The sequence below is a fragment of the Kribbella sp. NPDC050281 genome (assembly GCF_040655855.1).
Lineage (GTDB): Bacteria > Actinomycetota > Actinomycetes > Propionibacteriales > Kribbellaceae > Kribbella.
On record NZ_JBFAKS010000001.1, the window covers coordinates 371,328 to 391,970 of the forward strand.

Sequence of the window (20,643 nt, forward strand, 5' to 3'; positions counted from 1 at the left end):
CACCCAGGGAGTGCAGCGTGCAACTGGACGAAGTGCTGGCGGACCTGTGGGCCGAGAGTGCGGAGCTGGACCGGCTGGTCGGTGGACTCGCCGCCGACGCGTGGGCGACGCCGACCCCGGCGGAGGGCTGGACGATCGCGCACCAGATCGCCCACCTCGCCTGGACCGACGAGGCCGCGCATCTCGCCGCCACCGATCCCGACGGCTTCAAGGCCTCACTGCAGAAGGCGGCCGCCAACCCGACCGGATACGTCGACGAGGGTGCTGCCGAGACCGCGGCGCTGCCGCCCGACCAGCTCCTGCCGTACTGGCGAGAGACCCGCGCCGAGGTCGCTGACGCGCTGAAGAAGGTCGCGCCGGGCGAGAGGGTCCTCTGGTACGGCCCGCCGATGAGTCCTACCTCGATGGCGACGGCACGGTTGATGGAGACGTGGGCGCACGGCCAGGACGTGTTCGACGCGCTCGGCGTCAACCGGCAGCCGAGCAGCCGGTTGCGTCACGTCGCGCACCTCGCGGTCCGGACCCGCGATTTCGCCTACATGCTGAACGACCGCACCCCGCCGACCGAGCCGTTCCACGTGGAACTCACCGGACCCGACGGCCAGACCTGGACCTGGGGTCCGGACGACGCGGCGCAACAGGTGACCGGCCCGGCGCTCGACTTCTGCCTGCTGGCAACACAACGCCGGCATCGCGACGACCTCGCCGTACAGGCTGAGGGCGCGGACGCGGAGGAGTGGCTCGGCATCATCCAGGCGTTCGCGGGGCTGCCCGGGAAGGGCCGGGAGCGGGGGCAGTTCGGATGACCGCGCCCATCAGGATCGGTAACGCGTCCGGGTTCTACGGCGACCGCTTCGGCGCGGTCCACGAGATGCTCACCGGCGGTCCGCTCGACGTCCTGACCGGCGACTACCTGGCCGAGCTGACCATGCTGATCCTCGGGCGGGACCGGCTGAAGGACCCGTCACTCGGGTACGCGCGCACGTACCTCAAACAACTCGAGACCGGCCTCGGCGAAGCGCTCGACCGCGGCGTCAAGCTCGTCAGCAACGCCGGCGGCCTGAACCCGTCCGGTCTCGCCCAGGCGATCCAGGAGCTCGCGGATCGGCTCGGTCTGCACCCCAAGATCGCGTACGTCGAGGGCGACGACCTCCTGCCACGCGCGGCCGAACTCGACCTCGGCGAGCCGCTGACCGCGAACGCCTACCTCGGTGCCTGGGGGATCGCCGAGGCACTGCAAGCCGGCGCGGACGTCGTCGTGACCGGCCGCGTCACCGACGCCTCGGTCATCGTCGGACCCGCCGCCGCCCACCACGGCTGGAAGCGGGCGCAGTACGACGAACTCGCGGGTGCCGTGGCCGCGGGGCACGTGATCGAGTGCGGCTGCCAGGCGACCGGCGGGAACTTCGCGTTCTTCAGCGAGATCCGCGACCTCGCCCGGCCCGGGTTCCCGATCGCGGAGATCCATGCCGACGGCAGCAGCGTGATCACCAAGCACGACAACACCGGCGGCGCGGTCACGATCGACACGGTCAAGGCGCAACTTCTCTACGAGATCACCGGCGCCCGGTACGCCGGTCCGGACGTGACCACGCGGCTGGACACGATCGAGCTCGAAACCGACGGACCCGACCGGGTACGAATCTCCGGCGTTCGCGGTGAGCCGCCACCTCCGACGTACAAGGTGTCGCTCAACAGCGTCGGCGGGTTCCGCAACGAGGTGGACTTCGTGCTCACCGGGCTGCAACTGGAGCAGAAGGCCGAGCTGGTTCAGCAGCAGCTCGAGCGGGGGCTGCCCAAGCGGCCGGCGGACCTTCGGTGGACTCTCGCGTGGACGGAGAAGCCGAACGCGGCGTCCGAGGAGGAGGCCAGCGTGTTCCTCCGGTGCGCGGTCAAGGACCCGGATCCGAAGGTCGTCGGCCGCGCGTTCTCCAGCGCCGCGATCGAGCTGGCGCTGGCGAGCTACCCCGGTTTCCACGTCACCGCGCCGCCTGGCGACGGATCGCCGTACGGCGTCTTCCGGGCCGGGTACGTCGACATCCATGAGGTCGAGCACACCGTCGTCCTGCCGGACGGGTCGCGGGCCGTCGTCGAGCCCGCGATGGAGACGCAGCCCCTGAGTCCGGTCGACGACATCGAAATGCCGATCCCGTTGCCGCAACTGGCGTCCAGCGGGCGCCCGCGGACCCGCGAGGTCCCGCTCGGACGGATCGCCGGCGCGCGGTCCGGCGACAAGGGTGGGGACGCGAACGTCGGTGTCTGGGTGCGGGACGAGAAGACGTGGCGGTGGATCGCGCACACGCTGACGGTCGAGCTGTTCCAGGAGCTGCTCCCGGAGACTCAGCCGCTGACCGTGACGCGCTACGTGCTGCCGAATCTGTGGGCGGTCAACTTCGTCGTCGAGGGATTGCTGGGTGAGGGCGTCGCGTCGCAGGCGCGATTCGACCCGCAGGCGAAGGCGGTCGGCGAATGGCTGCGCTCCAGGTACATCGACGTACCAGAGGTGCTGCTGTGAACGACTACCGGCAGACCGTACGGCGGTTCATGGCGACCGAGGTGCTGCCGCAGCTGGACCGGTGGGAGCGGGACGGCGAGCTGCCGCGGGAGCTGCACAAGAAGGCCGGCCAGATCGGGATGCTCGGCGTCGGGTTCCCGGAGGCGGTCGGCGGTGGCGGCGGTTCGTTGCTGGACGCGATCGCGGTGGTCGAGGAGATGCACTACGCCGGCGGGTCCGGCGGTCTGGTCGCCTCGCTGCTGACCTGCGGGATCGCCCTCCCGCATATCGTTGCGGCAGGCAACCAGGAGCAGATCGATCGATGGGTCCGGCCGACGCTCGACGGCGCACTGATCGGCGCGCTGGCGATCACCGAACCCGACGGCGGCTCGGATGTCGCGTCGATCCGTACGACGGCTCGGCGCGAGGGTGACGTGTTTGTCGTGAACGGTGCGAAGACCTACATCACCTCGGGCTGCCGTGCGGACTTCGTCACTACCGCGGTCCGGACGGACGGGCCGGGCGCACACGGGATCAGCCTGCTGGTGATCGAGAAGGCGACGCCCGGCTTCGTGGTGTCCCGGAAGCTCGAGAAGATGGGTTGGCTGTGCTCGGACACGGCTGAGTTGTCGTTCACCGATGTCCGGGTGCCGGTGGCCAACCTGATAGGGGCCCAGGGCACCGGGTTCGTCCAGCTCGCGACGAACTTCGTGGCCGAGCGGCTGACGCTCGCGACGCAGGCGTACGCCGGAGCGCAGCGAGCACTCGACCTCACTGCGGAGTGGTGCCGGGCGCGGGAGACGTTCGGCAGGCCGTTGATCTCGCGGCAGACCGTGCAGCACACGCTCACCGAGATGGCCCGGCGGATCGACGTCGCCCGGGTCTACGTACACGAGGTCGCCCGCAGGTCCGACGCCGGTGACGACGTGATTGCCGAGGTGTGCTTCGCGAAGAACACGGCGGTCGAGTCCGGGCAGTGGGTGTGTGACCAAGCGCTGCAGCTGCACGGCGGTCTCGGCTACATGCGGGAGGCGGAGGTCGAACGCCAGTACCGCGACCAGAAGATTCTCGCCATCGGCGGCGGCACCACCGAGATCCTGACCGGCCTCGCCTCGAAACGACTGGGGTTCAGTGCATGAGCAATCGCGAGGCGATGCTGGAGAAGCTGACGGCCTTGGAGGCCGAGCATGCCAAGGCACTGGCAGGCGGTGGCGAGAAGTACGTCGACCGGCAGCACAAGCGCGGCAAGTTGCTGGCCCGGGAGCGGATCGAGTTGCTGCTCGACCCGGACTCGCCGTTCCTCGAGTTGTCGACGCTGGCCGGCTGGGGCTCGGACTTCACCGTCGGCGCCAGCCTGGTGACCGGGATCGGCGTGGTGTCAGGCGTCGAGTGTCTGATCACGGCCAACGATCCGACGGTCAAGGGCGGCGCGAGCAATCCGTGGACGCTGCGTAAGGCCCTGCGTGCGGACGAGATCGCGCGGGCGAACCGGTTGCCGGTCATCAGCCTGGTCGAGTCCGGTGGTGCGGACCTGCCGACGCAGAAGGAGATCTTCATCCCGGGCGGCGCGATGTTCCGCGATCTGACCCGGTTGTCGGCGGAGGGGATTCCGACGATCGCGCTGGTGTTCGGCAATTCGACCGCGGGCGGCGCGTACATCCCCGGCATGAGCGACTACGTGGTGATGGTCGACGGCGGAGCCAAGGTGTTCCTGGCCGGACCGCCGCTGGTGAAGATGGCGACCGGTGAGGACGCCGACGACGAGTCGCTCGGCGGCGCCTCGATGCACGCCCGGAAGTCCGGACTGGCCGACTACTTCGCGGTCGACGAGCAGGACGCGATCCGGCTCGGCCGCCAGATCGTGTCCCGGCTGAACTGGCGCAAACTCGGTCCGTCGCCGGCTCCGGCGTACGCCTCGCCGCTGTTCGACGAGGACGAGCTGCTCGGGATCGTGCCGGGCGACCTGAAGATCCCGTTCGATCCGCGGGACGTGATCGCCCGGGTGGTGGACGGGTCGGTGTTCGACGAGTTCAAGCCGCTGTACGGGTCGTCGCTGGCGACCGGCTGGGCGTCGGTGCACGGGTATCCGGTCGGCATCCTGGCCAACGCACGCGGCGTCCTGTTCAGCGAGGAGTCGCAGAAGGCGGCGCAGTTCATCCAGCTGGCGAACCGCGCGAACACGCCGCTGATCTTCCTGCACAACACCACCGGCTACATGGTCGGCCAGGAGTACGAGCAAGGCGGGATCATCAAGCACGGCGCACAGATGATCAACGCGGTCGCGAACTCCAAGGTCCCGCACATCTCGATCCTGATGGGCGCGTCGTACGGCGCCGGCCACTACGGGATGTGCGGCCGGGCCTTCGATCCACGCTTCCTGTTCGCCTGGCCGTCGGCGAAGTCTGCGGTGATGGGTCCGCAGCAGCTCGCCGGTGTCCTGTCGATCGTGGCGCGGGCCGCCGCGGCGGCGAAGAACCAGCCGTACGACGAGGACGGCGACGCCACGATGCGCGCGTACGTCGAGGGCCAGATCGAGGCGGAGTCGCTGCCGATGTTCCTGTCCGGCCGCCTGTACGACGACGGCGTGATCGACCCTCGCGACACCCGAACAGTCCTGGGCATCTGTCTGTCCGCTATCCACTCGGCACCGGTGGAGGGCACGTCCTCCTTCGGCGTCTTCAGGATGTGAGGGGCACATGCTGACAAGTGTTCTGGTGGCGAACCGTGGCGAGATCGCGCGGCGGATCTTCCGGACCGCACGGTCGCTCGGTCTGTCGACGGTCGCGGTGCATTCGACCGCCGACGCCGCGATGCCGTTCGTCGGTGAGGCGGACGCGGCTGTGCAGCTGCCGGGGAACGCGCCGGCCGATACCTACCTCCGTGGTGAGCTGGTGATCGAGGCGGCGTTGAAGGCGGGCGCGGATGCGGTGCATCCCGGGTACGGATTCCTGTCGGAGAACGCCGGGTTCGCGCAGGCCGTGATCGACGCCGGGCTGACGTGGATCGGGCCGCCGGTGGACGCGATCTCGTCGATGGGCTCGAAGATCGAGGCGAAGAAGCTGATGGCGGCCGCCGGGGTGCCGGTGCTCGCCGAGCTGACGCCGGCCGGGGTGTCCGCAGACGACTTGCCGGTGCTGGTGAAGGCATCGGCAGGCGGTGGCGGCCGTGGGATGCGGGTGGTCTCGCGGCTGGCGGAGCTGCCGGGTGAGATCGAGGCTGCGTCGGCGGAGGCGCTGTCTGCCTTTGGTGACGGGACGGTGTTCTGCGAGCGGTACCTCACGGCCGGCCGGCACATCGAGGTGCAGATCATGGCCGATCAGCACGGCACGATCTGGGCGGTCGGCGAACGCGAATGCTCCATCCAGCGCCGCCACCAGAAGGTGATCGAGGAAGCCCCGTCGCCACTCGTGGAACGCATCCCGTCCCTGCGGGCGGAGCTCTTCGACGCGGCTCGGAAGGCTGCGGCGGCGATCGGATACGTCGGCGCCGGCACCGTCGAGTTCCTGGCGGACGAGGGTGGCGCGTTCTACTTCCTCGAGATGAACACCCGCCTCCAGGTGGAGCACCCGGTCACCGAGGAGACCACTGGGCTGGACCTGGTGGAACTGCAGTTCGCGGTCGCGACCGGTGCCCACCTCCCGCCCGAGCCACCCCCGACGGTCGGCCACGCGATCGAGGTGCGGTTGTACGCCGAGGACCCCGCGCAGGACTGGCGGCCGCAGACCGGAGTACTGCGGAAGCTGGAGTTGTCGCCGGACCTACGAGTGGACTCCGGGGTCGAGGATGGTTCGGAGGTTTCGCCGTACTACGACGCGATGCTGGCCAAGGTGATCGCGTTCGGGGCGGATCGGACGGTCGTGGCCAGGCGGCTGGCAGGGGAACTGGAGCGGGCTCGGATTCACGGGGTCGGGACCAACCGCGACCTGCTGGTGTGGATCCTGCGGCATCCGGCGTTCCTGGACGGAGACACCGATACCGGATTCTTCGACCGGCACGGGATCTCGCCGGAGGTCGACGCCGGGGTGGTCAGGACATCGGCGTTGGCGGCTGCGCTGGCTGATGCGGCGGGGCGGGTGCCGGTGGTGCGGGTGCCCAGCGGGTGGCGGAACGTGCCGTCTCAGCCGCAGCGGAAGGCCTATCGCGTCGGTGCTGCGACTGTGGAGGTCGAGTATCGGCTGACCCGGGACGGGTTGGTTGTCGAGGGCAACATAATGCTCGTGGACTCCGCGCCGGAGCGGGTGGTGCTGGAGATTGACGGCGTACGCCGGTCGTTCGACGTGGCGGCGTACGACGGGTTGGTGTGTGTGGACTCGTCGCTCGGATCGGTGGCGTTGACTCCGGTGGAGCGGTTTGTGGATCCATCGCAGCAGATCTCCGCGGGATCGTTGGTGGCGCCGATGCCGGGGACGGTGATCCGGGTCGGCGTGCAGGTGGGTGACGGGGTGAAGCAGGGACAGCCGCTGCTGTGGTTGGAGGCGATGAAGATGGAACACACCATCTCCGCCCCGGCCGACGGCGTACTCAGTGAGCTCAGGGTCGAAGCAGGTCAACAAGTCGAGGTCGGCGCCGTACTGGCGGTCGTTGGGGAGGAAGCATGAGCTTCGTGGAATCCGAGGAACGCCAGGCGCTGCGCAAGGCGGTGGGTGAGCTCGGGAAGAAGTACGGCTACAGCTGGTTCAACCGGCAGGCTCGGACCGGTGGGCACACCACCGAGCTCTGGCTGGAGGCCGGCAAGCTCGGCTACCTCGGTGTGAACCTGCCCGAGGAGTACGGCGGCGGAGGCGGCGGTATGGCCGACCTGTCGATCGTGCTGGAGGAGCTCGGCGCGGCCGGATCCCCGCTGCTCATGATGGTCGTCTCACCGTCGATCTGCGGGACGGTGATCTCCCGTTTCGGCACCGACGAGCAGAAGCAGCGCTGGCTCCCGGGCCTGGCGGACGGTACGACGATCATGGCGTTCGCGATCACCGAGCCGGACGCCGGATCGAACTCGCATCAGATCACCACCACCGCGCGCCGTGCCGATGACGGCTGGTCGCTGTCCGGCCGGAAGGTCTTCATCTCCGGCCTGGATGTGGCGCAGGCGGTCCTCGTGGTCGGCCGCACCGAGGACGCCCGGACCGGCAAGCTCAAGCCGGCCCTGTTCATCGTCCCGGTCGACGCACCGGGCGTGGAGTTCCAGCAGATCGAGATGGATCTGATCAGCCCGGACAAGCAGTTCTCGCTGTTCCTGGACGACGTACGACTGCCGCGGGAGGCACTGGTCGGCGCCGAGGATGCGGCCCTGATGCAGCTGTTCGCCGGGCTCAACCCCGAGCGGATCATGGCGTCCGCATTCGCGGTCGGCATCGCCCGGCACGCGCTCGACAAGGCGACCGCGTACGTCAAGGAGCGCCAGGTCTGGAAGGCTCCGATCGGCGCTCACCAGGGACTTGCGCACCCGCTCGCGCAGATCAAGATCGAGCTCGAGTTGGCCAGGCTGATGATGCAGAAGGCGGCCGCCCTGTACGACGCCGGCGACGACCTGGGCGCAGGCGAGGCCGCGAACATGGCGAAGTACGCAGCTGGCGAAGTCGCGGTCCGCGCGACCGACCAGGCCGTCCAGTCGCTCGGCGGAAACGGCATGACGGTGGAGTACGGCGTCGCCTCGCTGGTCGCGGCCGCACGTGCCACCCGGATCGCGCCGGTGAGCCGGGAGATGATCCTGAACTTCGTCGCCCAGCACTCGCTGGGCCTACCCAAGTCGTACTGAGGTCCGCCACAGTCTGATCACCCACCGGGCCAGGAGAGGATCCCCGCCGATGATCATCACGAGCCAGTTCCCACCCGTCGAGGTCCTCGACGTACCCATCCACGACGCCGTCCTCGGCCGGGCCCAGGAGTACGGCGACCGGCCGGCCATGGTCGACGGCGTCACCGGCAAGGAGCTCAGCTACGCCCAGCTGGATGCGATGACCCGCCGGGTCGCGGCCGGTCTCGCCGAGCTCGGTATCCGGCACGGCGACGTGATCGCGCTGTACAGCCCGAACACGATCCTCTACCCGGTCGTCTTCTACGGCGCCACTCGAGCCGGCGCGACCGTCACCACAGTCAACGCGCTCTACACCGCCGACGAGTTGCACAAGCAGCTGGTCGACTCGAAGGCGAAGCTGCTGGTGACGATCTCGCTGTTCCTGCCGAACGCGACCGCGGCGATCGAGGGCACCGACGTGACCGAGATCTTCGTCTGCGACAGCGCCGAGGGGTACCGCTCGGTGCTGGAGCTGCTCGCGTCGACCGCACCCGAGCCGGAGGTGATGATCGATCCGGCGAACGACGTCGCCGTACTGCCGTACTCGAGCGGGACGACCGGCGTGGCCAAGGGCGTGATGCTGACGCACCGGAACATCGCCACCAACATCTCGCAGGCCGAGGTGATGATCACGCTCGGGGCGGACGAGCGGATCATCGCGATCCTGCCGTTCTTCCACATCTACGGCCTGTCGGTGCTGATGAACCTGCCGCTGCGGCTCGGTGCGACCGTGGTCGTGCTGCCGAAGTTCGAGCTGCAGCAGTTCCTGACCACGCTCGACCAGCAACGGATCACCCGGGCGTTCGTGGCTCCGCCGGTCGTGCTGGCGCTGGCGAAACACCCGGCGGTCGACGGAGTCGATCTGTCCGCGCTGAAGCACGTGACCTCGGCGGCCGCACCATTGGACGGCGAACTGGCCGAAGCCTGCGCGAAACGGCTCGGGCTGCACGCGGTGCTGCAGGCGTACGGCATGACCGAGCTGTCACCGGGCACGCATGCCGTGCCGCAGGACGACCCGGAGCCGCCGCCCGGTGCCGTCGGCAAGCTCTTCCCGTCCACCGAGATGCGGCTGGTCGGTGCCGACGGCAACGATGTCGGCGACGACGAGACCGGCGAGATCTGGATCCGCGGACCGCAGGTGATGAAGGGGTACCTGGGCCGCCTGGCGGAGACCGACGCGACCGTCGACCAGGACGGTTGGCTGCACACCGGCGACATCGGCCGGATGGACGCACGCGGGTACCTGTACGTCGTCGACCGGGTGAAGGAACTGATCAAGTACCACGGCTACCAGGTGCCGCCGGCCGAGTTGGAGGCCGTGCTGCTCACCGACGACCGGATCGCGGACGCGGCGGTGATCGGCGTCCAGGCCGAGGGCAACGAGGTACCGAAGGCGTTCGTGGTGCCGATGCCCGGTGTCGAACTGACCGCCGACGACGTGATCGAGTACGTCGCCGCCCGGGTGGCGCCGTACAAGAAGATCCGGCAGGTGGAGTTCATCGACGCGGTGCCGAAGGCGGCGTCGGGCAAGATCCTGCGGCGTGAACTGCGGGCTCGGGAGGCTGCCGCCCGTGAGTGAAGCCCTGAAGGCACCCCAGCAGGACCGCAGCCGGGCCACCCGGCAGCGGTTGCTCGAGGCGGCCGTGGAGTCGCTCGCCGAGGTCGGGTACGCCGCGACCACGGTGAGCGTCGTGGCCACCCGGGCCGGGGTGTCGCGGGGTGCCGCCCAGCACCACTTCCCGACGCGGGCGGATCTGTTCGAGGCGGCGGTCGAGTACATGACCGAGGTCCGGCTCGCGGAGATCAAGGCGCAGGCGGCCGCACTGCCCAGCGGCCCGGCGCGGACCGAGGCGATCGTCGAGATGCTGACGGACGTCTACACCGGACCACTGTTCCGGGCCGCGCTGCACCTGTGGGTGGCTGCATCGACGGAGGACGCGCTGCGAAGGCAGATCGTCCGGCTGGAAGCACATGTGGGACGCCAGGCCCACCGGGCTCTGCTGGAAGTGCTGGAGGTGAGTGAACGGACTCCCGGAGTACGGGAGACCGTGCAGGGCGTGCTGGACCTGGCGCGCGGGTTGGGACTCGCCGACCTGCTGACGGACGACAGCGCACGCCGCAAGGGCATCGTCCGGCAGTGGAGCCGCATCCTCGATCAGGCTCTGCGGGCTCCCGGGGTGTGACCGAACGCCGCCCGGAAGGTGTCGATAAAGGCACTCGTCGATGCCCAGCCGCACTGATGCGCGACCCTGGTCACCGACTCCCCGGTCGCCAGGAGCCTGAGCGCCTGGTGCAGCCGGAGCTGCGTCCGCCACTGCGGGAAGGTCATGCCGAGGTCCGTCCTGCACAACCGGCTGAGAGTCCGCTCACTGGCCCGACTTCCCGGCCCAGCTCGGTCAGCGTTCGGGGGTCCGCAGGATCATCTCGCAGCAGGTCGCAGACGGCGGCCAGCCGTGCGTCGGTTGGGGTCGGCAGATAGGTAGGACGCTGGGGCGATCGCCTCAGCTGATCAAGCAGTACCAGGTGGAGCCGCCGTAGTTCGTCCGCGTCGATCTCTTCGTCTGTCGTGTAGGTGAGGAGCAGTTCGCGAAGAAGTGGGCTCACGACGAGGGCTGATGGTGCGTCGAGGCCCAGTGGGTTCTCCTCGAGTCCCACGGTGTGCAGCGCGGTCTCGCCGTACGCGCGGTGCTCGTGCAGGGTGCCGGCCGGGACCCAGATCGCTCTGGTCCCTGGGACGATCCAGCTGCCTGCGTCGGTGGTCACCGAGAGAACGCCGCGGCCGGCGTACACGATCTGGTTCCGGTCGTGCCAGTGCGCCTCGATCGCACCGCCGGCCGGGATCGGCCGGATTCCGGTGTTCGCGGGACGGAGCTGGCGGGTTTCCGGCATAGGTTGGCATTTTATCGGAAGCCGGACAGCGGCGTCGGCGACAACGATCGACGGTGTGCTGAGACTTCGACCGATCGGACTGATGGCGATCGGGCACGCGTGCGTGGATGTGTACCAGGGCGCTGTACCGGCGCTGGTGCCGTTCCTGGTCGCCGAGCGCGGGCTCGGGTACGTCGCGGTGTCCGGGATCACGTTGGCTGCGACGCTGCTGTCCTCGGTGGTGCAGCCGGTGTTCGGCGTACTGACGGATCGGCGGCCGCTGGCCTGGCTGATCCCGGTCGCGATGACGACGGCGGGACTCGGGATCGCACTGGTCGGCGTCGGCGACACGTACCTGCTCAGCTGGCTGGCTGCCGCGCTGTCCGGGCTCGGAGTCGCCGCCTATCACCCGGAGGCGGCACGGATGGCGCGTGCCGTGAGCGGCGGCAGCCATGTCGGGATGAGCTGGTTCTCGGTCGGCGGGAACGTCGGTTTCGCGCTGGCGCCGGTGCTCGTCACGCCGATCATGGCGGCAGGTGGACTGTCGCTGACTCCGCTGCTCGTCGTACCGGCGCTGGTCGGTGCGGTGATCACCAGGCCGGCTGTTCGCTCCGCACGCTTGGTTGCTGGAGGCAATCGAATGCAGCGGCCCGGGAGTGACGACTGGCCGTCGTTCCTGCGGTTGTCGGCGATTATGGTGTGCCGCTCGATCGTGTTCGTCGGCCTCGGCACCTTCATCGCCCTGTACGCCGGCCAGCGGGTCGGCGGTGGAACGACGACCGGTGGGGTGGCGTTGTTCGTGTTGTTCGCGGCCGGCGCCCTCGGCACGCTGCTCGGCGGCCGGTTCGCCACCCGGTACGGGCGGGTCCGGACGATGCGGACGTCGTACGCCGTCGCCGTACCGGCCATCGCGGCGCTGGTGTTCGTGCCCGGTCCGGCGTTCTTCGGCTTCCTCGCGCTGACCGCGATCGCGATGTCGATCCCGTTCTCTCTGCACGTCACCCTCGGCCAGGACTTCCTCCCGGGCCGGGTCGGTACCGCGGGCGGCATGACGCTCGGTCTCGCGGTCAGCATCGGCGGAGTCGCCACCCCGGTCCTCGGCACGATCGCCGAACACACCTCACTGCGCGTCGCGCTCAGCCCCCTGATCGCGCTGGTCCTGACCGGCTGCCTGATGGGCTTCGCGCTGAACGAACCCGCTACCGGGTAGCGACGGTCGCCCGCTGGGCGATCCGGCGGTCGACCTTCTCGGCCAGGTGGTTGGGGGAGCATTCGGCCAGGTGGTCGCGGACGAGGAGGTGGATGAAGGAGTACTCACCGCGTCCGGTGCGGGCGAGCACGTACCGGTCGGCGGCGTACCGGAGGAAGGCACGGCGGCGCCAAGGGAGGTACCCGGTCCAGCGGAGCAGGAAGTCGTGGAGCAGACGGGAGAGCGGTCCGGCGAACAGCGGTGGGCGACGGCGCCACGCCTTCGCGGCGACAGCGCCGGTGATCACACCGGCCACCGCTTCGAGGTCAGGGGAGGTCAGATCGGCGCCGAGTGCCACCGCCAGCAGGAATCCGGCGACTGCACCGCCCAGCACCCACAGATCCATCCACCAGCCATGTCCAGCCGGCTGCTGAACCACGTGGTCGGTCGGTAGCGACTTGACCAGCCGGATGCCTTGCGCGACGAGCAGTCCGATCGCCAGACCGGTCGCGAAGCTGTCGGGCCGATCACCGATGCTGAGCGTCACCCAGCCGGCCGCGACCACCACAGCGAGCCGGACTCCCAGCAGCAACCGACGCCTGTTGGTGTGGGAGACCACCTGCTCGACGACGTACGACGCTGCGATCGCTGCCGCCTCGACACCGAGCGCCAGCCACACCGGCAGCAGCTCGACCAGCCCCATCACGGCGACGATCAGGACGACCGTGCACGCCGTACTCAGGACGAGCGTGAGCACGAGCAGTGGCGCCCGCTGCGGCTTGGGCCCTTCGGTCATGAGCGCCTGCCACGGATGCGGCTTGATATGCACGAGCAGCAATGCCGCTCCGGCTACGGCCAGCCCGGCTAGTACGCCGTACTGCGCGAGCGTCACGAGGATCGCACCGGCGGCGAGCCCGGCGAAGATCGCGGGCAGGCTGACCGCATGGGCCAGGTAGTCCGCCTCTGGCAGGGACAGGCCGTACCAGCCGTTGGGGATCAGCCACCGCGGTACGGCGGTGCGGTCGCCGGCGCGACTACGGGTCCACCACGCCAGGCACCAGAGCGAACGGACCGCCGTCCTTGAGTCGTACTGGCGACTGGTCGAGCGGTGTCTGGCCAGGACCTCGCTGATGTAGGTGTCGAACAGCTCCCGCCGCAGGTCGGCCACACCGCCGGCGACGACCTCCTCCGGCACGCGGCCGTGGTACGCGAGGATCATCACGTTCAGCATCAGCGGTGAGTTGACCAGGTCCCACAGTTCGTCGTCCTGCTCGATCGCTGCGCGCGCACCGTCCAGGTCCGGACCGACAGCGGCGAAGTAGTCGAGCACCTGCTGCCTGGTGAGCGGTCTGATGTGCACAGCGCCGTGCAGGCTGAGCTGGTCGGGGAGAAGCTCGTAGTCCTGCGTGCGGCACGTGATGGCGAGCCTGCCGATCAGATAGCGGCGGCGGAGCTCTTCGAGGACTGGTGCGAGCTTGGCGCGGCTCGGTTTGGCGATCTCGTCGAGGCCGTCGAGCAGGAGTGCAAGGCGACCGCGGCGCAGCCAGGTACGGCCGACTGCGGCCGGGATGCCGTAACGGGTGTTGAGCTCACCTAGCAGCCAACGAACGAAGCCGGCCAGGAGCGGACTGTCCTGCGGTTCGTCCTCGTCCTTCCGCGACGGCTGCGCGGTCCAGCCGGCCAGATCGATGAGGACCGGGATCGGCTTGCTCTCGTCTGCGTGGGCCTGCTCGGCGAGGGCGCGGGCGAGCTCAAGCAGCAGAGTGGTCTTGCCGGCGCCCGGTGCGCCCAGGATCAGCATCGAGTCCTGCAGTTGGTCGAACACCGTGGCGATGTCGGTGTCGTCGGAGACCGGTCGGGGCGAGCTGTCGAGTGGCTGGACCAGCAGGTCGTACGGGCGGATGACGGCTTCGGGGCGCTCGTCGAGGGCCAGTGCAATGCGGGTGCGGGAGGCGAGTGACCCGGCCACGCGCTGGGACAGGTAGCGGTCGACGCGAGCGAGCGCGTTCGGCCGGTTGCGCGGCTGGTCGGCGGATCGACCGGAGACGGTGGGCAGCCGGCGGCTGCGGAACTCGAACAGAGCGGTGACGATCGCGACCAACCAGAGCGCACCGATCACCGGCCAGGTCCAGTCCGCGTACGGCGCCAGGAAGCCGGGAGCGGTGCCACCGGTGCCGACGTTGATCGCGATCGGCAGCAGCACCAGCGTGAGCGACACGGTCACCACGAGCACGACAGCACGCAGCATCCCATCCCGAATCCTCACCCCCCGGAGCGTAGCTGCGTACTAGCCGACCGTGCCTGGCTCAGCGCGCGTCCATCTGGCGATCCGGCAGTGCGGGAATCGTTGTCCCGGCAGTTAGATTGGCCTTTGTCATGACTACTGAGCGGATCGACCGGGCGAGTGTGGGGCTTCGGTCGGAGCGGGGACCGATCCTGCTCGCGGTGATGCTGAGCGTGGGGCTGGTGGCGATCGACGCGACCATCCTGGCCACCGCCGTCCCGTCGGTGGTCGACGACCTCGGCGGCTTCACCCAGTTCCCCTGGCTGTTCTCGATCTACCTACTGGCCCAGGCCGTCTCGGTGCCGATCTACGGCAAGCTCGCCGACCTGCGGGGCCGCAAGCCGATCATGCTGGTCGGCGTCGGGCTGTTCCTGCTCGGATCGGTGCTGTGCGGGTTCGCCTGGAGCATGCCGGCGCTGATCGCGTTCCGGCTGGTCCAGGGACTCGGTGCGGGCGCCATCCAGCCGATCGGGATGACGATCGTCGGCGACATCTACACGGTGGCCGAGCGGGCCAAGGTCCAGGGCTACCTGGCCAGTGTGTGGGGGATCTCGTCGTTCGTCGGCCCGACCCTCGGCGGGCTGTTCTCCGACTTCCTCTCATGGCGCTGGATCTTCTTCGTGAACATCCCGCTCGGCATCGCCGCCGCCTGGGCGCTGGTGCGTCGCTTCCACGAGAACGCCGTACCGCGGACCAGCCACCGGATCGACTATGCCGGTGCGGTGCTGCTCGCGGTCGGCGGCTCGATGCTCTTGCTCGGCCTGCTCGAGGGCGGCGTGATGTGGTCCTGGGACTCGACCGCGAGCATCGCGATCCTGGCCGGGGCGGTCGTCCTGCTGACCGCGTTCGTCGTCGTCGAGCGCCGCGCGCCCGAGCCTGTGCTCCCGCTGTGGGTGCTCAGTCGGCGCGTCCTGAACTCCGCCAACTCGGCGGCCCTTCTGATCGGCGTGCTGATGATCGGCCTGTCGACGTACGTGCCGCTGTTCGCCCAGAGCGTGCTGGGTACGTCGGCTCTGGTCGCCGGGTTCGCGCTGGCCGCGATGACGCTGGGGTGGCCGATCGCTGCCTCGCTGGCCGGGCGGATCTACCTGCGGCTCGGGTTCCGTACGACGATGCTGTTCGGCGCGTGCATCGTGGTCGTCGGCGCTGGGCTGCTGCTCACGGTCGGGACCGAGAGTTCAGTGCTGCACCTGGCCGGTGCCTGCTTCGTCATCGGTATCGGACTCGGCTTCTCCGCGTCGCCGTCGGTCGTGGCGGCGCAGTCGTCGGTCGAGTGGCAGACACGTGGTGTGGTGACGGGCGCGAACATGTTCGCCCGATCGGTCGGTAGCGCGATCGGAGTGGCCGCCTTCGGCGCCGTGGCCAATGGTGTGGTCGCCGCACGTCTCGGCGACGACCACGCAGATCTCGAGACGCTGCCCGGTGACGTCCTGGCCCCGGCGATCCACGACGTCTACTACGGCGCCGCCGGAGCCGCTGTCCTACTCGTCGCTGCCGTTCTGTTCATGCCGAACCGGATCCCCGAGCAGCCCAACCGGGTCTAGGCCGACCTCCGTGCGCCAGGTGGCGTGCAGTGCTTGGAGACGTTGGGCGATCTCGGGCTCGTCGGTCATGCGGTTGTGTTGCTCACCCAGGTCGGCGGCAAGGTTGGTCAGATGCGACCCGGAGCCCATCGGTGCGTGCTCGTACTGGCTGAGGTGGGCGACGGATGGGCTGTCGCTGTCGACCCAACTGAGCTTCCAGTCACCGGATCGCACGGCCCACTGGAAGCCGCAGTCCCAGTGCAGGGCGGTGTGAGCGGACTGGATCTCGCCGGTGAGCACCGGCAGGAGGTCGACGCCATCCGACTCGGCTTCACCACCTGCGGCAGCGACCAGGGTGGGCACGAGGTCCAGCGTGCTCACCAGTGCATCCGTCTGCTGCGTGGCTGGCAGCCGCTCGGGCCAGCGCCACAGCATCGGGACCCGGATGCCGCCTTCCCAGACCGTGTACTTGGTCCCGCGCAGCGGAGTGTTGTCGGCGAAGTTGCAGGTCGAGCCGCCGTTGTCGGTGGTGTAGACGACCAGAGTGTTGTCCGCCTGACCAGTGGCGTCGAGCAGGTCGAGCAGCTTGCCGATCTCGGCGTCCATGAGCTCGAGCTGGGCCAGGTAGTACTCGCGCCCGTGCGGGAGGTTGGGCACGATCACGTCGTCGTACCACTCGGTGTAGGTGCGGCCGGACTCCGGCTTCCAGTCGTTGTACTCCGGCAGACCGCGGCGGGCGAGTTCGTCGGCGGGCAACTGCCAGCAGAAGTTGTGCACCGCGTTGAAGGCGAGCATGCAGAAGTACGGGCGTTCGTCCTCGGTCTCGATGAACTCCGCGGCGCGGCGACCGAGCTCGCTGGTCAGGAAGCCCTCATGCTCGACCGGCTCGTCACCGGACAACAGTGGCTGCACCGCCATGTACTTGGCGGCATCGGCGCCGTACTCGCTCTGGGACTGCTCGGAGTGGTGCAGGTAGTTGAGCCGGCCGAGCGACTGCCCGGCCAGGCCGTACAGCGTCTCCTCGAAGCCGTGCTGTGGTGGGCAGGCCCGGTCCCCGACGTTCTCGCCGCCGTAGTGGACCTTGCCGAAGTACCCGGTCCGGTAGCCGCGCTCCTGCAGCAGCTCAGCCAGACTCGGTACGTCGTCCGGCGCGAAGGAGGCCGAGTCGAACCACTGACCACCCCACCGCTGCTGGTACCGCCCCGAGATGATCCCCGCCCGCGACGGACTGCAGATCGGCGCGGTCACGTAAGCACTCGAGCAGCTCACTCCACCACTAGCCAGCCGATCCAACCCCGGCGTCCGCACATCAGAATGCACCCCCAGCGCACTCCGATCCGCATACCCATGGTCATCCGACACGATCAGCAGAATGTTGGGCGCCGACATCACCACTCCTCGCGAGATTGCTTCTTTCGACGCACAACACCCTACGGACGAACAGAACCGATCAGTCCAGCGGCACGAACTCGTTGAGTCGCCAGGTCTGGTCGAACCACGGCTGGAGTGGACCGTAGAGCCTGAACAACTGGAACCAGGACTTGCCGGGAACGGTCTCCACCCAGTTCGATTCCTTGCCCTGCGGAGCGGTCGGACCGAAGTACAGGTCGTACGAGCCGTCGTCGTTGGCCTGCAGGGTTCCGGTGTTGCTCGCCAGCGCGGGCCAGATGGTCGACGGGACCTGGAGCAGGGACCGGGTCTGGGAGTCGTAGACGTCGACGGCCCAGAAGTTCTTCGCCGGCGGGTTCGGGTCGACGTGCAACCGGTAGTTCCGCGAGCCGTCGAGCAGGTCTCCGTTGCTGTCGTGGACCGTGTACGCGTAGGCGGAGCCCGCTCCGACGCGGGCATGGGCCATCGCGGGAGTCACCACCGTCGCGAGGTAGTGGAACTGGGTGCGCGCATCGAGCAGACGGGCGCCGTCGCGGAGGAACTCGTGGCTGCCGCCGACGAAGGCGTTCTTCCACGACCCGTACAGCTCCGCCCCGGGATCCCGCGGAGCGAACGCGATCGTGCGCGCAAGCCCGGCGCCGATCTCGGCCGCCCTGGACAGAATCCCGCGCATCCGCGCGTCGGGCGCGAACGGCTGCCCGCTCACCAGCCCGATCGCCGCGAGCTGTCCGGCCCGCTCCGGGTCGAGCGCTTCGACCGGTTCCTCCTGGACAAGCTCGGCGAGCTCCTCGAAGAACGAGAAGTCGTTGCCATGCACCGTGTTCATGATCTCGTCGGCGAGGTTGACGAACTGGTTGTCCTCGGGTGCGCCGGCCCGCGACAGCGGATAGATCCGGGTCTGCTTCATCGCCGGTACGCCGCCGAGCGCACGGAGCACGACCCAGTTGGAGTACGTCGGGCAGTGGTAGCTGTAGTAGCCGTGCGGGACCTTGCCGTCGTACCCCGGTGGCAGGAAGAGGTACTTCCCACCCAGGCCCCGGTCGGGTCCGGCGATGCCCATGTCGGCGACGTACCGGAACCAGAAGTCGTCGACGACGCACAGCGATTCCGCAGGTGCGTCGATCACCGTCGGACCCCAGGCCTTCAGGTCCAGGAACGTGGTCCCGTAGGTGGTTTCGGTGTTCGGAGTCAGGAAGAGACTGTTCGAGTTGGCTCGCGGATCCGTGATCCCGATGATGCCGGGCGACGTGATCCCCGCGGACCGCAGACCTCGTCGCATCGCGACCAGCGACGCACCCGGGACGGCGTTGAGGAACACCTCGATGCCGCGCATCAGATCGAGCGCGTCGTACGCCGTCGACACCGTGGACGGCCGAGGGAGTCCGTCGAAGAAGTCGAGCCGGCCGAACGGCGACTCCACCATGTCAGGGGACGACAGTGACGCGATCGCCTTCCGCAACTCATCGGTCGACAGTCCTGAATCCGCAGTACCCGCACCCGACATGTTTCGCTCCAGCCCGCAGTCGACGATCTTTGTCTCCCGACGGTCGCAGGCACTCACCCCGGCGGTCCTCACCCCGCAGAGGTGAAGCTGCGTCAATGTCAGGGCCTCCGGCCGGGCTAGGTTGCTGGTATGCGTGCGGTCGACTGTGTGGGTGCCTTGATCCGGGACGAGCAGCAGCGTGTCTACGTGCAGCGGCGTACGGCGGAGCGGCGGTTGCTGCCCGGGATCTGGGACATCGTCGGCGGCCACCTGGAAGCGGGAGAGACACCTGAGCAGGCGCTGGCACGGGAGGTCGAGGAGGAGACCGGCTGGAAGGTCCGCGACATCCTCTGGACCGTCGCCGACTGGGAGTGGGAGTACGAGGGCCGGGTACGGCGTGAGCTCGACTACCTGATCACGGTCGACGGGGATCTGAGCCGGCCGCGACTCGAAGAGGGCAAGCACGACGCGTCGGCCTGGGTCGGGCCGGACGACCTCGAACTGCTGATGGTCGGCCGCACCGACGGCGACCGGAGGCTGCGCGACATCGTGGCGCAGGCCGTGCGCACCCGGTTCACCGAGCGCCTCCGGCTCGAACCGATGACCGCGCCGGGCGACGTCCTGCCCGGACATGCCGCGGACCTCGAGATCCTGCACGCCGATCCGTGGGTCGCCCACTGGTTCGCCGGCACCTGGTCCGCCGAGGAGTCGCTCGAGCGAGCCACCGGGATGCACGAGGCATGGGAGCAGGACGGCGTCAGCAAGTGGATGGCCTACGACCGGACGTCCGGTGCACTGGTCGGTCGGGGCGGGCTCTCGCGTCTGGGGGACTCCGAGCAGATGGCCGCGCTGGTGGGGTCCGAGTGGGCGACCGATCGGCTCGAACTCGGGTGGAGTGTGCTCACGGCGTACCGCGGCCAGGGCATCGCGACCGAGATCGGCCGGGCCGGACTCGACTTCGCGTTCCGCACACTCGGTGCGAGTTCGGTCGTCGCGTTCACCGAGCGGATCAACAGTGCGTCGCGGGCGGTGATGGAGCGGCTCGGGATGACCTACGTGGGTGAAGCCAGCTACGAAGGGCTGGTCGAGGGCTCGGCCGAGGTCCAGCCGGACGCGCCGTTCGCGGTCTACATCACCGGACCCGAAGCGGACATCCAGCGGTCATAGCCGGTCGAAGCCGCTCACGAACCGGGTCAACAGGTCCGCGAAGGTCTCCCGCTCGGCGTCCGTCCAGCCGGTCATCGCATCGGCGAACCGCTCCTGGCGATAGCCGTGCACCCAATCGAGCTGCTGCCGGCCTTCGGCGGTCAGCACCAGGTTCGTACGGCGACCGTCCTGCTGGTCGGCCTCACGCCGTACCAGACCGGCGGACACCGCCGCGGCGGCCAGCTTGCTCGCCCGGGGTTGGTCGACGCCGAGGGCCGCGGCGACTCCGTTCACCCCGATCGAGCCCGGTGCGGCCGCCTCGACCGCGTCGAGGACGTCCTGGACCGGGTCGGGTCCGCCGGACTGTACGGCGAGGGCCCGGCGGGTCTGTCGGCGGCGGATCGCGATCATCGCCGTCTCCACCGCGACGACCGGGTCGGTGTTGTCCACGGGCACTCCAAAATATATGCTCGTTG

The 20,643-nt window shown here is 69.0% G+C and carries 17 protein-coding genes; 11 read left to right on the forward strand and 6 right to left on the reverse strand.

What is annotated here, in order from left to right; all coding sequences use genetic code 11:
• Nucleotides 1-17 precede the first annotated feature (17 nt).
• From AB0I34_RS01890 to AB0I34_RS01925, 8 genes are read left to right on the forward strand one after another with little or no spacing between them, the layout of a single operon-like run.
• Nucleotides 18-806, forward strand: a complete 789-nt coding sequence (locus AB0I34_RS01890) for a TIGR03084 family metal-binding protein (protein ID WP_360437760.1) — start codon at nt 18-20, stop codon at nt 804-806.
• Nucleotides 803-2,515, forward strand: a complete 1,713-nt coding sequence (locus tag AB0I34_RS01895; RefSeq protein WP_360437763.1) for an acyclic terpene utilization AtuA family protein — start codon at nt 803-805, stop codon at nt 2,513-2,515. Before AB0I34_RS01890 ends, AB0I34_RS01895 begins: the two co-directional genes overlap by 4 nt.
• Nucleotides 2,512-3,633, forward strand: coding sequence for an acyl-CoA dehydrogenase family protein (locus tag AB0I34_RS01900; RefSeq protein WP_360437766.1), 1,122 nt, complete (start codon nt 2,512-2,514; stop codon nt 3,631-3,633). Before AB0I34_RS01895 ends, AB0I34_RS01900 begins: the two co-directional genes overlap by 4 nt.
• Nucleotides 3,630-5,183, forward strand: a complete 1,554-nt coding sequence (locus AB0I34_RS01905) for a carboxyl transferase domain-containing protein (protein WP_360437769.1) — start codon at nt 3,630-3,632, stop codon at nt 5,181-5,183. Before AB0I34_RS01900 ends, AB0I34_RS01905 begins: the two co-directional genes overlap by 4 nt.
• 7 nt (nt 5,184-5,190) lie before the next feature.
• Nucleotides 5,191-7,092 (forward strand): biotin carboxylase N-terminal domain-containing protein, encoded by a 1,902-nt coding sequence (locus AB0I34_RS01910; protein ID WP_360437772.1) that lies wholly within the window; start codon nt 5,191-5,193, stop codon nt 7,090-7,092.
• The gene (locus AB0I34_RS01915) at nt 7,089-8,246 is read left to right on the forward strand and encodes an acyl-CoA dehydrogenase family protein (RefSeq protein WP_360437774.1); all 1,158 of its coding nucleotides are present in this window, start codon (nt 7,089-7,091) and stop codon (nt 8,244-8,246) included. The genes AB0I34_RS01910 and AB0I34_RS01915 overlap by 4 nt, the downstream gene beginning before the upstream one ends.
• Nucleotides 8,247-8,295: 49 nt before the next feature.
• Complete coding sequence (locus tag AB0I34_RS01920; RefSeq protein ID WP_360437777.1) at nt 8,296-9,864, forward strand: AMP-binding protein; 1,569 nt, start codon at nt 8,296-8,298, stop codon at nt 9,862-9,864.
• A complete protein-coding gene (locus tag AB0I34_RS01925; RefSeq protein ID WP_360437780.1) occupies nt 9,857-10,468 on the forward strand; it encodes a TetR family transcriptional regulator in 612 nt (203 codons plus the stop codon). Before AB0I34_RS01920 ends, AB0I34_RS01925 begins: the two co-directional genes overlap by 8 nt.
• Here the strand turns inward: AB0I34_RS01925 and AB0I34_RS01930 are convergent.
• Nucleotides 10,441-10,614: a helix-turn-helix domain-containing protein gene (locus AB0I34_RS01930; protein WP_360437783.1), complete on the reverse strand. Its 174-nt coding sequence runs from the start codon at nt 10,612-10,614 to the stop codon at nt 10,441-10,443. The genes AB0I34_RS01925 and AB0I34_RS01930 overlap by 28 nt on opposite strands.
• On the reverse strand, nt 10,611-11,174 hold the full coding sequence (locus AB0I34_RS01935; protein ID WP_360437786.1) for a hypothetical protein: 564 nt from the start codon (nt 11,172-11,174) through the stop codon (nt 10,611-10,613). Before AB0I34_RS01935 ends, AB0I34_RS01930 begins: the two co-directional genes overlap by 4 nt.
• Before the next feature lie 55 nt (nt 11,175-11,229).
• Here AB0I34_RS01935 and AB0I34_RS01940 point away from each other — a divergent pair, with 55 nt between their 5' ends.
• The gene (locus AB0I34_RS01940) at nt 11,230-12,363 is read left to right on the forward strand and encodes an MFS transporter (RefSeq protein ID WP_360437789.1); all 1,134 of its coding nucleotides are present in this window, start codon (nt 11,230-11,232) and stop codon (nt 12,361-12,363) included.
• On the opposite strand, the gene AB0I34_RS01945 is transcribed toward AB0I34_RS01940, so the two are convergent.
• A complete protein-coding gene (locus AB0I34_RS01945; protein WP_360437792.1) occupies nt 12,353-14,608 on the reverse strand; it encodes an NACHT domain-containing protein in 2,256 nt (751 codons plus the stop codon). The genes AB0I34_RS01940 and AB0I34_RS01945 overlap by 11 nt on opposite strands.
• A 110-nt stretch (nt 14,609-14,718) precedes the next feature.
• On the opposite strand from AB0I34_RS01945, the gene AB0I34_RS01950 reads away from it, so the two are divergent.
• Nucleotides 14,719-16,170 carry an MDR family MFS transporter gene (locus AB0I34_RS01950; protein WP_360437795.1) on the forward strand — a complete coding sequence of 484 codons (1,452 nt, stop codon included), beginning with the start codon at nt 14,719-14,721 and terminating at the stop codon, nt 16,168-16,170.
• On the opposite strand, the gene AB0I34_RS01955 is transcribed toward AB0I34_RS01950, so the two are convergent.
• Both AB0I34_RS01955 and AB0I34_RS01960 read right to left on the reverse strand, forming a co-directional pair.
• Nucleotides 16,108-17,538, reverse strand: a complete 1,431-nt coding sequence (locus AB0I34_RS01955; RefSeq protein ID WP_360437798.1) for a sulfatase-like hydrolase/transferase — start codon at nt 17,536-17,538, stop codon at nt 16,108-16,110. The two genes, AB0I34_RS01950 and AB0I34_RS01955, sit on opposite strands and share 63 nt — an antisense overlap.
• Nucleotides 17,539-17,599: 61 nt before the next feature.
• Nucleotides 17,600-19,042, reverse strand: a complete 1,443-nt coding sequence (locus AB0I34_RS01960; RefSeq protein ID WP_360437801.1) for a DUF1254 domain-containing protein — start codon at nt 19,040-19,042, stop codon at nt 17,600-17,602.
• Nucleotides 19,043-19,171: 129 nt separating this feature from the next.
• Between AB0I34_RS01960 and AB0I34_RS01965 the strand changes: the two genes are divergently transcribed.
• Nucleotides 19,172-20,188 (forward strand): GNAT family N-acetyltransferase, encoded by a 1,017-nt coding sequence (locus AB0I34_RS01965; protein WP_360437804.1) that lies wholly within the window; start codon nt 19,172-19,174, stop codon nt 20,186-20,188.
• On the opposite strand, the gene AB0I34_RS01970 is transcribed toward AB0I34_RS01965, so the two are convergent.
• On the reverse strand, nt 20,183-20,617 hold the full coding sequence (locus tag AB0I34_RS01970) for a MarR family winged helix-turn-helix transcriptional regulator (RefSeq protein ID WP_360437807.1): 435 nt from the start codon (nt 20,615-20,617) through the stop codon (nt 20,183-20,185). The two genes, AB0I34_RS01965 and AB0I34_RS01970, sit on opposite strands and share 6 nt — an antisense overlap.
• Between the last annotated feature and the right edge of the window lie 26 nt (nt 20,618-20,643).